Here is a 13,638-nt window from a genome sequence, read left to right on the forward strand (position 1 = left end):
ATTAAGAAATTGAGTATTGCATTATCCTTAATAATGGTATGTATTGGAAGTTTTTTTATACTAAATTCTTTTAGAAATCATATTGTATATGCAAAGGAAACTATCCAAACTGGGGAATTTAAATTATCTGTTGAAAATAGCTGGGATGATATGAATGAAAGATGTTATGCTTTCATTGAGTGGGAAAATATTGGTGAAATTAGTCAAGGGGGTTATCGCCTATTTATTAATGATGATGTAGGTAATATGTGGGAGAATATTTCAACAAACTATCGGCAGAATGTAAATATATTGAATGTGTATCCGGATATCCCTGCAAGCAATACTTTAAAAGGGTGGATCGAACAGGAAGAAGTTGGTCTAGGTCTAGTTGAAGTGACGCCTATTTCAATTTCTGATTATAATCAAGACCCAGAAAATGCATTAAAAGATAGTACTGGAGAATATAAATACGATGTCCTTTTCTTTGGATCATGGGATTCTAATAATTCTTTGGATTTAAACAGTAGTTCTGCTAAATCAACAAAAGAATTTATAGATTCCGCTCGGGGTGTATTATTTGGACATGATACTATTGGACGTGGACGAATTAATTTTAATTCTTTTGCAGATGATTTAGGTATATATACATTCGGTACTTTAGATAACCCTTGGGGGATCAATTTTTCAGTTGGCAGTTCTGTTGTGCAGATTACAGATAATGGATATCTAATGAAATATCCTCATGAATTTGCGAATAACATGGTTCTTAATATTCCTTTCACTCATTCTTCAGTACAAATGACTGGAATTGACTCAAATCGGAAATGGTTAGAGTTTGTCCCTCCTTTTGGTTTGAACACACCAAGTGTACCCGGTTTTCAAATTAATGATCCCATATATGGAACTAATAATTTTTATCTCATTACCAAAGGAAATGTCGGTTTGATTCAAACTGGTCATTCATCGGGTCAATCCACAGAGGATGAGATGAAAATCCTCGTCAATACCTTATACAATTTGGCACAAGTATCCTTTAATACCTTTGCTGATGACTATACAGTTACAGATGATAAAGAACCAAATCATCCAACGATTGATCCAGCAGATGAAAATACATTTGAAAACTTTACTTTGAAACTTGACAGTGAAGACCAAGGAAATACCTACCAATGGAAAGTAGAAGCCGAATACAAAGACTTAGGAGAATTGACCTCCGACATCGTCCAAGAAACCATCACCAGCAACATAGCCGGTTATTTCTACCGCTTCAAAACCGATGGCTACAATGAAGAAGATTTCCTAGATGAAGTGGAAGGCTTCAAGAATGAATTCGGTCGGATACCAAAAGATGTCTATGATCTGTATGTTGCACCAGAAACGGGGTCGCTGACGGTGTACGATACCACAGCGTCTCTGACGCTGAACGGAAGGGAACTCTTTGAAGAATATGGGGCAGAGGATCTATCCTTGATGGTGATTGCGGTGGATCGTGCCAACAATGTCAGTCAAGTGACAACAGAACATCTCGAACCGTTGCTTCTTGAGTTGATTCCTGAAGTAGAAGTCACGATCGATCCGTTGACGGAGCATCCCCAAGAAGTCCATTCGTATACGATTACAGGGACTGCAACACCGAACAGCTTTATCCGGTTCTCAGGGGATGCAGCGATACCAGAAGGCACAATCGTCACTCCCCATGCCGATTCAAATGAGAAATTTCACACGATTGCAGACGATGAGGGAAACTATTCGTTTGTACTGCCAGAGGGTAGTCATTTTACTGGTGGCAATGAAGTGGTCGCCTATGCCTTCTTCGATTGGAAATCTGCGACCGCCAGTACGATTGTGACGGATGGTTTCTTGACCCTTGATTTTGTCTCGCCGATCGATTTTGGCAATCAAAAGATTGCGGCGCAGGATCGAACGTATTATGCCCATTCGTATGTGGCATCGGATAAAGCACAGCCCAACTATGTGCAGATCAGTGACCGACGTGCTGAGGGTGATCGTGATGGCTGGCAACTGGCTGTGACGCAGCGTGCGCAGTTCAAAGGGGAGAAGGATCAATATTTAGAAGGGGCTGTTCTGAGGTTAGAGAACGCTGAATTGATTGGATCAGCTGACAATGAGCCAAGGAAAGAGACCAGCGTGATCGAGCTGATGCCTGCCGCTCAGGAAATCTTGGTCCATGCTTCCGATTATCAAGGCAAAGGCACGTGGAAGTTTTGCTTTGGTGATCAAGCATCTGCCGATAAAAGTATTGCGCTGGACGTGCCAAGTGGCGCCAATCCAGAAGCGATACGCTATAGTGCGACACTGGATTGGGTGTTGATATCAGGACCGGGAAATTAATTTTCCGGTCTTTTTTTTGTGTATATATTTATAATGAGTATCTTTTTATACTGTAAACATTTATAATAAGTTTGTTAAAGTGTTTATATTGAAATGGGGCTTATTCATGGGTAGTAAGATAGGGAGATTCATTTGGGTACTGAGTATTGTCGTCACCATAGTTGGGTTGTTTTTACAAACGATTTTGATTCCAATGCAAGATTTTGACACAATCAGCGATGAGGAGTTGAAGCGGATACAGATGGAGGTGGCGATCAATTATCCATTGGGACGCGCGATGCTTTATGGTGGGCTGATCGTGTTTTTTTGTTCGAGTGTGTATCTAATCGTGATGTTTATCAGGAGACTGGTGACGAAGAAAGTTGGTGAATGAGAAGGTTGGATCACGCTTGACGGTGTTGTTGCTATCAAAATCAGATTACTATATATAGTGAAAAGGCCTCAGGTCATACTGTGTGATGCAAGTATGGCCTGAGTTTTTTTCCTATAGGTGTGCTACTCCCTATAGGGAAATCAGCTTTAAAATACACGTTTCTGACAGATAATAACAAGCCTAGAAAACGATAACAAAAAAGAACCGTTATTAAAAGATGTGTTTCTTTAAAAAAGTGACTTGAAAGAACGCATAAAGTGAATGGAAATGCTTTTATGAAGAGGGTGAATACATTGGTAAGGACCAATCGATTGTAATTCTCGTTATTTTAAAGGACTGATACGTGGATATTCCCATTTTCAATTATTTATAAAAAAACAAAAACAATTGTTTTGTTTTTGAAAATATTCCACGATATTTTCATTTTTAAAAGAAAATTATGTGACAAATCACATTTAACGGACGTGCTGACTATTGTCGTTGCAACATTATATTTTAGAATGGAATATGTTTCATTGAATTCTCATTGTCGCGTCGCTGCAAAATAAAATCACACTTTCTGTTTTTTTTATTTTACGCTTATAAATTATTATGATATATTTAATCAAGGGATTTGAACTCTCATTTTTTTATTGTTATTGATTGCAAAAAAATATGTATATCACAATCAATTCAAATTGATTTCCCTGTATAAAGTTTATGTGGTGTAAGAGGCTTGCCTCTTTTCCAAATATGTCAAAAAGGAGGTCCAGCGAATGAAAAAAATTGTTAGTGTGTTAGTTGCGTTTGTGGTATTTCTTTCTTTAGCGGTTCCAGCTCAAGCGGCGGAAGGCGCGATCACAAATGATGAACAACGTATCTTGACTGCACTCGACCAAGGAGTAACTGTAGGTGGCAAAACTTTCAATATCACAGCTACTGATAGAACACAGGCTGAAAACTACTTGAAGCAGAAAGATTTAACAACTGCGGAAGTAGATGCTGTTGTATCAAACATTGAAGCTGCTCGCGCATTAGCCGCAGCCCAAAATGTTGATGTAACGAATATCAATAGCTTACGTGAATTATTGTTAGCTTTCCCAACGGATGTTGTTGCGCAATTAAAAGACTATGTCTTAGCAGCAGCTGATGTTTTGGGATTGAGTGTTACTTTCGGCCCTGGTTCTGTGTCGATCGTTGATACTACTGGTTCTGACAGCGTAACTTCTGGCGGCAGCAATCCTGTTTATACGACAGGAAGTGCTGTGAAACAAACCGGCGTTTCTTACGTAGCAAGTATTGCTACAGTAGGCGCGCTACTAGTACTCGCAGCAGGTGCGTTTGTAGTAGGCAGAAAGTCTAGACTTGCGTAATGTGCGAAAACTATTGAAGAGAATAGGGGCAATGATCATTGCCCCTATTGTTTTCTTGATCATAGGCTACTCACTTATGTATGTGATTGGCAAACCTGTCATCCAATTTATTACATCTTCGGTGGATATCATCTTATTGAATGAAGCCCCTAATTTTGATTTTATAGAAGCTGCTGAGATCCAAGTAGCGGATAATGAGCAATTAGAAACAGATGAAAACGACGAATTGCCTTCTAGTACGATCGACTACCCAAAAGGTGGCACGCAGTACGGGAAAGTAAAGATTGATGCATTAAAAATGGATGTGCCATTATACTTTGGTGATTCTGCCGAAATTTTGCGCTTAGGCGCTGGCCAATTTATGGGATCGGTCTTCCCTGGTGAAATGGGGACGACGTTGATCGGTGGTCATAATACGGATACATTCGGGAAACTGATCGGTATCCAAGATGGAACAGAAGTAGAGATTCAAACCACTTATGGCAATTATGTCTTCAAAGTGGTAGATGAAGAAGTGAAGAATAAATCGGATGGGGACATCCAAACATTGATCGAGCAGCGAGACAAACGTATCTTATTGTTGTACACGTGTTACCCTATCGATAGTTATCAATTGGGATTAACCGATGAACGCATGTTTGTGACCTGTGAATATGTTTCTGGTCCGATCATCAATGAGCAGACGTAGGAGGAAGATGTTGAATAATCAAAAGTGGTTGGCTAAACTACCAAAAATCATACTCGCCTTTGTCTGTTCGTTGTTTTTGTTTTCTTTATTGGTATTAGGCGTATTGCGGTCTACTTTGTTCAACCAAGAATTTATGGTGGATCAAGTGCATGACACCAAATATGCTGAAATGATCGCTAAAGAAATCAATACCAATATTTCAGATATCGGCTTAGCAAGTAATATCCCGGCAGAAGTTCTTTCTGGCGTGGTTCCTGCAGAAATCGTTCAGCAGAATGTTGATAGTTATATCCGTGGGATCTATACAGATGTACCTTTTAATCTGATTGGAACCGATCAAATCGGAACCAACATTGATCAAGCAGTCGCCCAATATGCCGAAGAAAAGAATATCACCATTACCGAAGATATGACCGCCAATCTGACTTATATGAAAGAGTCTGCAATCACGATTTTTGACCAATATGTCAAATTGCCTTATTTGTTGACGTATGGGCATAAAGTCATGCAATTCGATGATACGTTGATTTTACTCTTCATTGTGACAGGTGTGGTCTTCTTATTGCTGCTGATCGGTACAATGATGGTCATCGGCAAATGGTGGCATCGCCGTTTACGCTATGGCGCCTACATTTTTGGCGGTGCCGGATTGATGATGGTGGTTGTACCAATGCTCATCTATACGAGCGGATATATCGAACGCATTGCCATTAACTCACATGCCATTTATCTCTTCTTAACCAGTTATTTGACAGACTTTATTCTGCGCTTTGTCTGGGTGGGAATAGGGACGATCATCCTTGCATTGATCTTATGGGGTGTCAGTGAACCATTGCGTGTCAAAATGAGAAATGAGATTAATCATTAGAAAGTGGAGTCTTTCATGGAAGAAACTATTAGCTTAGAAGAATTATGGACTATTTTTAAAAAACGTTTTGCCTTGATTTTGGTCAGTACCTTGTTGGGTATTGCTGTCGCTGGCGCTGTTACCTTTTTTCTCATTACCCCGATGTATTCTTCTTCGGCTGAAATGATTGTTCAAGGCAAAGCAGATGAAAATACCAACCTGCAATCAGATATCAGTGGCAATGTTTTGTTGATCAATACATATAAAGATATGATCAATGGTGTTTTGGTAATTAAAGAAGTACAAACACAGTTGGCTGAAGAAAAGAATTATTCTTATAGTGTTGCCCAATTGAAAGATGCAATTTCAGTACAACAATCGCAAAATTCGCAAATGTTTCAAATCGTTGCTACATCTGACAACCCGGTCGTTGCCGCCGATATTGCCAATACGACAGCCAATGTCTTTAAGGACAAAGCTGGTGAAGTCCTAGATGTGACGAAAGTGACGATTACTTCGGAAGCCACAATACCATCATCACCGGTATCGCCGAATAATAAATTGAACTTGGCGATTGGCTTTGTCATTGGCTTTATGATTGGTGTTGGATTGGCCTTCTTATTGGAATTACTGGATAAGACCGTCAAAGATGAGGATTTTGTATCAGAAACCTTACAACTACCAGTTATGGGAGCAATCACCGAAATGTCACGTAAAGAGTTGCATGAAGGGTATGAGGTTGATCTGTTCAAAGCAAGTATTCAAAATGAAGAGCAGTCTGATGGTGACGTACCTTCACGGCGAACAAGAAAACGGGTCTAAGGAGGAACGATTATGGCTAAGAAAAATAATAATTTGTCTCCAGTATCTCTGGTGACTGTCGCCAATGCCAATTCTGTCATTTCAGAACAATTGCGGGCGATTCGGTCCAATATTAATTTCTCCTCTGTAGACAAAGATCTCCAATCAATGGTAATCACGTCTTCAGGCGCAGGGGAAGGCAAATCAACCATGTCAGCCAATCTAGCAGTCGTTTTTGCCAATAGCGGCAAACGTGTGCTTCTAGTGGACGCCGATTTGCGCAAACCAACTGTGGCGTTGACTTTCCGCTTGCCCAATCACCGCGGATTGAGCACTTTGATTGCAGACCGCAATAGTCAGTTTGATGATCATATCCAAGAAAGCGGCGTAGAGAATCTATCGATCATGACCAGCGGACCAATTCCGCCCAATCCATCGGAGTTATTACAATCCCAACGGATGACGGATCTCATCCCTGAGCTGACGGCACAATTCGATTTGATTATCTTTGACATGCCGCCAATCGGTGTCGTCACAGATGCACAGATCTTGGCTGCCAAAACCGATGGCACATTGTTAGTGGTCAGAGAACGAAAGACAACGAAACAAGGATTGATCAAAGCCAAGAAATTGTTGACGTTGGCCAATGCCCACTTGATTGGTGTTGTCTACAATGGCGTGAAAAAAGGAAACGCGGACAATTATTACTATTACGCGTAAACAAACGGTATGGGATGATGATGGCGATACAGAGGTATAGATGCAAACCATCTTTTGTCCCACACCCAAAAAACATGGACTTGCCTTCCACAGTTGCCGATAGTATTCGATGCAGTCGTCAAATGATCTCGAATGTTTTTGATAGAAGTGGAAGCGTGTGGAGTGTAAGATCTAGTTGCCAGAAGGTGATTGGGTCTTTTTTTGTGCAATAAAGTAACGTTAAAATAATTAAATATCCTTTTACCTTAAAAAAATATTGTAATTAAATGTACAGGGTTATATAATCTTTATAACACATGTTTTTTACGCGTTAAGTTGGTTGTGAAAAAATGAGTCGTAGGAGGAGAAAATGAGTAGAGTAGCGTTGGTTAAGAAGAAGAAATTCAAGAAAAAAGTAGCAACAAGCGTCATGATGGTGGGATTGTTGGTTGCACCCTCTGCATTAGAAGCTGTGAGTGCAACATTGAATGTTCAGGCAATCACTGCAGAAGCAGCAACTGCAACAACAGTAAATGCAAGTAGCGAATGGAATTGGAACACGGATGACGGGAAGTATCTCGGAAGTGGCGGTGCTAAAAAGATATCATTATCTAATGGTGATACATTAGGGTTTTATCAAACATCCGCAGGTGGGGATATTAAAGTCCATTATTACCAAACAGGTGTTCAGGATTTCACAGTTGGTTCAATCAGTGCATCAGCAACAGGCACCCAAACAAGAACTTATGATACAAGTCTATTTATAGAAAATCCTGTAACTATCCAATTGACACTATCAATTACAGCTAAAGACGTAGCACCTGTTGAAACAGTTCAAGCACCTTCGAATGTGGGTGTCAATAGTGCAGGCAACTATATCTCAGCAACTGTTCAAGCAGGAACATCAACATTTGCTTATGATGCGAATGGCAACATGATTAGTGAAGGTGGAACATGGACAGACGGAACAAACGCACCAATTGATTTGGTTCGTTCATTAACTCCAGGAGAACAATTCTATGTTGTTTCTATGAACCCTGAGACAGAAGTATGGTCAGAAAAAACATGGTCTACTTATAAAGCAGATCCTGTATCTACCTCTATCGATGTCATCGGTCAAGTAGTTGGAACAGGTGAAATACTCTGGTCTGATACTAAGTCAGGTACTGTTGGCTCACAAATAACTTTTAGTTCTCAAAAAGTTGATGGCTACACGTTAGCTTCAGTACTAAGCCAAACAATTACATTAGCAGAAGACAATCCAACTGTTGTGTTCTACTACACGAAAGATGCTCCGGCTATTAAATATGGCACATTGACTACAAAACATGTTGATGAAAATGGCGAAGAAATAGCAGACACTGCAACTGAACAGGTTGAAGTCGGAGATACCTATACTACAACTGCGCCAAACATTGATGGCTATAAGCTGCTGGGCGATGCAACAAAAACAGGAACAATGTTATCCGAGTCAGGTAAAATAGAAACTTTTATTTATGTGAAAAATCAGAAAGAAGTGAAAAAAGGCACCATTCGGATGAATTATGTGGACTTAAAAAACAATCCCATAGCAGAACCAACACTTCATGAAGCTACCTTAGGTGAAGAGATAGCAATATCTGCAAAAGATGTTGCTGGATATCGGTTTTTAGGTGAGACTGTTACTTGGTATATCACACTTGATCAAGAAGGCATCACTGATTATTATTTTGTATACGATAAAAATGAAGAAGCATCGAATAAGGATGTTGCACCTGCTACAAATGTACAGTTTGTTAAAGATTCAAATGGAACCCAAATTTCCGCAAGTGTAGAACAGTTCTTGGATTTTGTGGTTGTTCAAGATGGAGAAATCTTGGTGAAAAAACAAGCAGTTTCAATCGCTCGGGCGGTGATTGTCGATTTGACAGTTGAGCTTTCTAGAGCAATTTTGCCAGGAGAAACGGTTGAATATTACACACTGGATAATGATGGAAATCGTTCTGAAACTGGTACATTAACGCTTGCACAAACAGAACCCGGAACGGACGAAGGCACAGATACTGGCACAGAACCCGGAACAAATCAAGGCACGGAATCAGACACAGATAGTGATACGAACACTGATGGTGAAGAAGTTGAGTACGCAAATAGTGGTTCACAACCCAACAAAGACACAAACAAAACATCTACGACAACAAAAGAATCTACAAAAGCGAAAAGCAACACACAAACATCAAGCAAAAAGTTACCAAAAACAGGCTCAGAAACGATGTCTAGTGCATTGATGACGAGTGGTGGCTTATCATTGATATTAGCTGCGCTCATTATTTTCAGAAAGAGATTTACGACATTTGATTCACGCAAATAATTAATGTTCTCAGTCAAGTAATGTTGATTTGGTTCAATTTAAGGAGGGAAGCGCTTCGGCATTTCCCTCCTTTGCTTTGATTTACAATGAAAATATCATTCAAAAAAGGCACTGTGGAATGATTGATGAGGATATAAAAAGTTGCGACACAAGAAGACAATGGAGGAAAAAAATATATTGATTTCAATTAGAGACTTAGATATAAAAACGAATACGTTACTAATAGAGAATATGTCGGTTGATTTTGAAACAGCAACCATTAACGGCATACCTGCTCCTAACGGTAGGGGCAAATCAACATTATTCAAAACAATTGTTGGACTCAGAAGAGAAAACAAAGGAACCATTCAAGTACTATCAGATAATCTAACCAAAAAGGATATAAAGAGACAGTTATTCTTTTATGAATCCTCTAATTGGTTAAATAAGACTTTAACCGGTAGGATTACTTACAGTTGATATCAAGTCAGTGGAAAGCCAATCCTAATTTATTCAATGAAGCGATCGTATTTTGGGGGATGGAGCAGTAAGTAGACAAACTGATTAAAACGTACTCTTTAGGTATGAAACAAAAATTATTGCTCTCCATGTACCATGTGTCAGATGTAACCTACTGGATTCTTGATGAACCTACCTTAGCTTTAGATCTAGGGAGTGTTCATATTTTACGCGAATACTTACTAACCAAAAAAGCTGAAGGAAAATGTATCCTATTTTCTGCCCATGAAGATACAGCCTTTTACGAAATTTGTGACAATAAATATACAATCGACTTTGGCGTGTTCAAGAAGTTGTAAGAATGGAGTATACACTTGGCCTATTTTAAATATATTGTAAAAGTAGCTTTTAGGAATAAATTAAACGTAATCCCGCTGACAATGCCTCTTTTGAGTAATGTGGTCAGTTCGACAATATATGATAGAAAAGATATTGAAGATCTATTTCCAGAAATGCCCATCACATTTCAACTGAAAAAAATGGTCATATTGAGTTTGATAGGCATGCTATATTATGTATTCTTTTTCGCTTCTTCTTATATCATCGGTCTTATTACGGATGGACCAGGCACGCTGATGTATCCGATAAATATCTATGACAGCACATTTGTAAATACTTCTCCATTGTTCTTGATAGTACTTAAGGCAACATTATTGCAGAGTCTGTCCATTCTATTTGTCATATTATTCGTTTATTTATTTTCCGTAATTGCAACGAATGCACTCACCACACTATTTGTATATACTGTTTTACTAGTGGGTCCCATTCTTTTAACTGGACAAATTGGGCCTATCTATAAATATCTTCACTTATTCCCTACGACGTATTTCAATGCGATCAGTGTCGTAACAAATAACTTAGCATATGAAACAGATAATACAGCAATCACTCTGAACAGTGGCGTGATTGTATTGCTTGTGTTTTTCCTGCTATTCATGAGTGTGATCCTTGTTTATAAGACGACTTGCAGAAGTAGAGAAATGATGATCCAATCTTCAAAATAAATCGGAATAAATCGAGAATAGGGGGGCTCAAATGATGAAGTAGATGTTCATTGATACAGCTTACTCCTTACTGAATGATGTCTATTGTTATGATTTGAAGATGCCAAAATGACGATTTATAATACAAATGGGACCGAAGCATCATTTCTGATGCTTCGGTCCCATACATGTTCCTATACTTTTCAAGGGAATATCGGTGGTCCTTACTGTGGCTCAGCAAGTTGTTCAGCGTATTCAAGCTGGACTGCGATGTAATAGTCCATGAGTTTCCCACGTCTGCTTGGTATATCTGCATAATTCATGTCACCAATGACTTTGACGATTGGTTCAGAATAAGGCAAATCCAAATATTCATAAAGACTCATGTCCTCTTGAACGATCGTTGCTGTTAGATCTCTTTTCATAATACCGTGGGTCAGAAAACTTATATACATATTATTCTTTAAACTGCGGGATTCGATGGGCGAGCGAAAGGTGATATTGTTGAAGAGTCGGACGATGGTTTCATAGGGACGAGTGGTTATGTCAAGGACACTTGCTGGGTTGAGCCAAATGGTTTCGGGATGTTGGGCATTGGTCAAAGGAAACAGGCTGTATTCACTATTGGCGATTGGTGTTTTGTAGTGTCTTGTTGATGAATGCTCGGTCAGCAGCAAATTGATGGTTTCTTTGTAGACGGTTTGATCGAAATGATGGTGATGGGCCAGGATCTTCTTGAGGATCGTTGAGGAACGGTGGGCTACCATCGCTACGCTATGTTCATAAATCAAGAGACATTGTTTGTAATCACAGTATTCAAGTGGCAGAATCAGAAAGATTCTTTGGTCAAAATGAATTTGAGGTGTGGGTGACAAGGATCGACCAAATTGATCAGCATTTTCTGAGGTGAGGGGCAGCTGCAACAGAGGGAACAGGTCTTCAACAAGTTGACGATAGCGCATTTTTTGGCACATGATATCACTCCTCGATAATAGATACTTTAACTATAAAAGACCTGCTGTTATATTGCAATATTTAATCAAAAATGATGATGAAAATGCGGAATTGAGAAGATTTCGATTCCTTTCATTTTGTTACGCTTTAGGTACCGCGCGGAAACAAATGTAAGGGAATGAGTGATCGATGGACGTAGAAAGACTGATCAAGCAATATGAAGGATTGTTTTATAAGGTATTGGTGCGGGCGGGCATTTTCCGCAGCCATGCAGACTATGAAGATTATTTGCAAGAAGTGCGCATTTTGTTCTATCAACGGGCTGAATCTTATTCGGATGAAGCGTCATTTCGGCAAGACAATGAAATCGGCTATTTGTTTAGTTTTTTACTATGGCGTGTGATTGATCTGCAAAGAAAGCAAACCAGGCAAAACAAAGCAATGCCGATCTTGCTGGAGCAAGTGGAACCACCGTTAGATGAACCTCATGTCGCTATCGAAAATGATCTGTTGTTCTTGCAATTTTGGTCGTATTTGTCGGATAAGGAGCAAGGAATGTGGGTGAAGTGTCATAGTGCATTGGAAAGCAAACAAAAGCGGTATTATTATCGGAAGAAACTACAGGCAGCTTGGGAAAGGTTTGTTGGCGATGGGCGTAGTGGGTAATGTATATAACCTGCTATTTGAGATGCAGGTACACTAATCATCATTTGTATGCCTTCTTTTTTTGAAGAGAATTCGTTTGGTAAAATGTAACAGTAAATACAAAAAATATCTACTTTGTGTTTAGTAGATATTTTTTGTATAATAGATACATGAACGAATAAGGAGTTGCTAATGATGACAATAGAGAAAAAATCATATAAGATCAGAAAGTCAGGCAACAGTGATGTAACAACTATTCCGCAAGAAGTGAAAGATAGATTGGGCGTAGAAACCGGTGGTGCTATAAGGTATGTGTTTTTACCAGATGGAACAATCAAACTTGAAAAAGCCCAAGAGAAAGTGAATATTGACTTGATTGTTGAATCTGTGATGGATCAATATGAAGATGCTATCAAGGATTTAATTGACTTATGAACTATTTACAGGTGGAAGATGTTGTTCGAATCAATACCAAATTAATTAGTGAAACCTCCCAAGGCGAATTGATTGGTATAAAAGATGCTACAGCGTTGGATATGGCGATAAACCAGCCTAAACAAATCGTTTATGGTGAAGAATTGTATCCAACAATTTATGATAAAGCAGCGATTCTTGCGATAAATTTAGCGAAAAAACATCCGTTTCAAAATGCCAATAAACGAACAGCACTAGTCTCTATGATTGTATTTTTCACGATAAATGGGTACACTACGAATTTTGAAAGGAAAGAAACAGTCCAATTTATTTTGGATATTACAACAAGTAAGCAAGACTTTGATACGTTAAAACGTTCAGTTACGGTATTTCTGAAATGTTCAGATAAGATTGGACAACATGTTAGGTGATGTTGTGAATACCTAAAAGGATTTTGTCATAAATGCAGATAAAGTTTATTTCAAACCTGAACGACAACAAGTTTTCTTGTTCAGTCTATTAACAGATAACTGTCAAATTTGGCAAATTTCTTATGAGTATTTACTAACTTTGACTTGGATCTTGAAACTTGCTATAATTCAGGTGTAGGTAAAAGGTGTGGGTGCACCTCTTACAAAACTGCTACGGCAGTGGCTTTGGGTGACTTAAAGGATTACTCCTTTAAGTCTTTTATTTTGTC

The 13,638-nt window shown here is 39.0% G+C and carries 15 protein-coding genes; 14 read left to right on the forward strand and 1 reads right to left on the reverse strand.

What is annotated here, in order from left to right:
* Positions 1 to 150 precede the first annotated feature (150 nt).
* The 11 genes from A5886_RS04775 (at position 151) to A5886_RS04825 (ending at position 10,946) form a co-directional block, all read left to right on the forward strand.
* Positions 151 to 2,334 carry a WxL domain-containing protein gene (locus A5886_RS04775; protein WP_179189971.1) on the forward strand — a complete coding sequence of 728 codons (2,184 nt, stop codon included), beginning with the start codon at positions 151 to 153 and terminating at the stop codon, positions 2,332 to 2,334.
* A gap of 106 nt (positions 2,335 to 2,440) precedes the next feature.
* The gene (locus tag A5886_RS04780; RefSeq protein ID WP_086273887.1) at positions 2,441 to 2,707 is read left to right on the forward strand and encodes a hypothetical protein; all 267 of its coding nucleotides are present in this window, start codon (positions 2,441 to 2,443) and stop codon (positions 2,705 to 2,707) included.
* Between the two features lie 755 nt (positions 2,708 to 3,462).
* A complete protein-coding gene (locus tag A5886_RS04785; protein ID WP_086273888.1) occupies positions 3,463 to 4,059 on the forward strand; it encodes a hypothetical protein in 597 nt (198 codons plus the stop codon).
* Between the two features lie 31 nt (positions 4,060 to 4,090).
* Positions 4,091 to 4,747, forward strand: coding sequence for a class D sortase (locus A5886_RS04790; RefSeq protein ID WP_086273889.1), 657 nt, complete (start codon positions 4,091 to 4,093; stop codon positions 4,745 to 4,747).
* A 10-nt stretch (positions 4,748 to 4,757) separates the two neighbouring features.
* A complete protein-coding gene (locus tag A5886_RS04795) occupies positions 4,758 to 5,615 on the forward strand; it encodes a hypothetical protein (protein WP_256926143.1) in 858 nt (285 codons plus the stop codon).
* A gap of 15 nt (positions 5,616 to 5,630) precedes the next feature.
* Entirely contained in the window at positions 5,631 to 6,416 is a 786-nt protein-coding gene (locus tag A5886_RS04800; protein WP_086273891.1) for a YveK family protein, read from the forward strand.
* Positions 6,417 to 6,428: 12 nt separating this feature from the next.
* On the forward strand, positions 6,429 to 7,115 hold the full coding sequence (locus tag A5886_RS04805) for a CpsD/CapB family tyrosine-protein kinase (protein ID WP_086273892.1): 687 nt from the start codon (positions 6,429 to 6,431) through the stop codon (positions 7,113 to 7,115).
* Between the two features lie 349 nt (positions 7,116 to 7,464).
* Complete coding sequence (locus tag A5886_RS04810; RefSeq protein ID WP_086273893.1) at positions 7,465 to 9,444, forward strand: MucBP domain-containing protein; 1,980 nt, start codon at positions 7,465 to 7,467, stop codon at positions 9,442 to 9,444.
* Positions 9,445 to 9,621: 177 nt separating this feature from the next.
* Entirely contained in the window at positions 9,622 to 9,903 is a 282-nt protein-coding gene (locus tag A5886_RS04815) for an ATP-binding cassette domain-containing protein (protein WP_179189972.1), read from the forward strand.
* A 104-nt stretch (positions 9,904 to 10,007) separates the two neighbouring features.
* Complete coding sequence (locus tag A5886_RS04820) at positions 10,008 to 10,241, forward strand: ATP-binding cassette domain-containing protein (RefSeq protein WP_086273895.1); 234 nt, start codon at positions 10,008 to 10,010, stop codon at positions 10,239 to 10,241.
* Between the two features lie 15 nt (positions 10,242 to 10,256).
* Positions 10,257 to 10,946, forward strand: a complete 690-nt coding sequence (locus A5886_RS04825; protein WP_086273896.1) for a hypothetical protein — start codon at positions 10,257 to 10,259, stop codon at positions 10,944 to 10,946.
* A gap of 203 nt (positions 10,947 to 11,149) precedes the next feature.
* On the opposite strand, the gene A5886_RS04830 is transcribed toward A5886_RS04825, so the two are convergent.
* Positions 11,150 to 11,899, reverse strand: coding sequence for a hypothetical protein (locus tag A5886_RS04830; RefSeq protein WP_086273897.1), 750 nt, complete (start codon positions 11,897 to 11,899; stop codon positions 11,150 to 11,152).
* A 169-nt stretch (positions 11,900 to 12,068) separates the two neighbouring features.
* On the opposite strand from A5886_RS04830, the gene A5886_RS04835 reads away from it, so the two are divergent.
* From A5886_RS04835 to A5886_RS04845, 3 genes are all read left to right on the forward strand, one after another.
* Complete coding sequence (locus A5886_RS04835) at positions 12,069 to 12,545, forward strand: RNA polymerase sigma factor (RefSeq protein WP_086273898.1); 477 nt, start codon at positions 12,069 to 12,071, stop codon at positions 12,543 to 12,545.
* A 171-nt stretch (positions 12,546 to 12,716) separates the two neighbouring features.
* Complete coding sequence (locus tag A5886_RS04840) at positions 12,717 to 12,959, forward strand: AbrB/MazE/SpoVT family DNA-binding domain-containing protein (protein WP_086273899.1); 243 nt, start codon at positions 12,717 to 12,719, stop codon at positions 12,957 to 12,959.
* Complete coding sequence (locus A5886_RS04845) at positions 12,956 to 13,369, forward strand: type II toxin-antitoxin system death-on-curing family toxin (protein ID WP_086273900.1); 414 nt, start codon at positions 12,956 to 12,958, stop codon at positions 13,367 to 13,369. Before A5886_RS04840 ends, A5886_RS04845 begins: the two co-directional genes overlap by 4 nt.
* The last annotated feature ends 269 nt before the right edge of the window (positions 13,370 to 13,638 follow it).

It is taken from the genome of Candidatus Enterococcus testudinis (assembly GCF_002140915.1).
Lineage (GTDB): Bacteria > Bacillota > Bacilli > Lactobacillales > Enterococcaceae > Enterococcus_D > Enterococcus_D testudinis.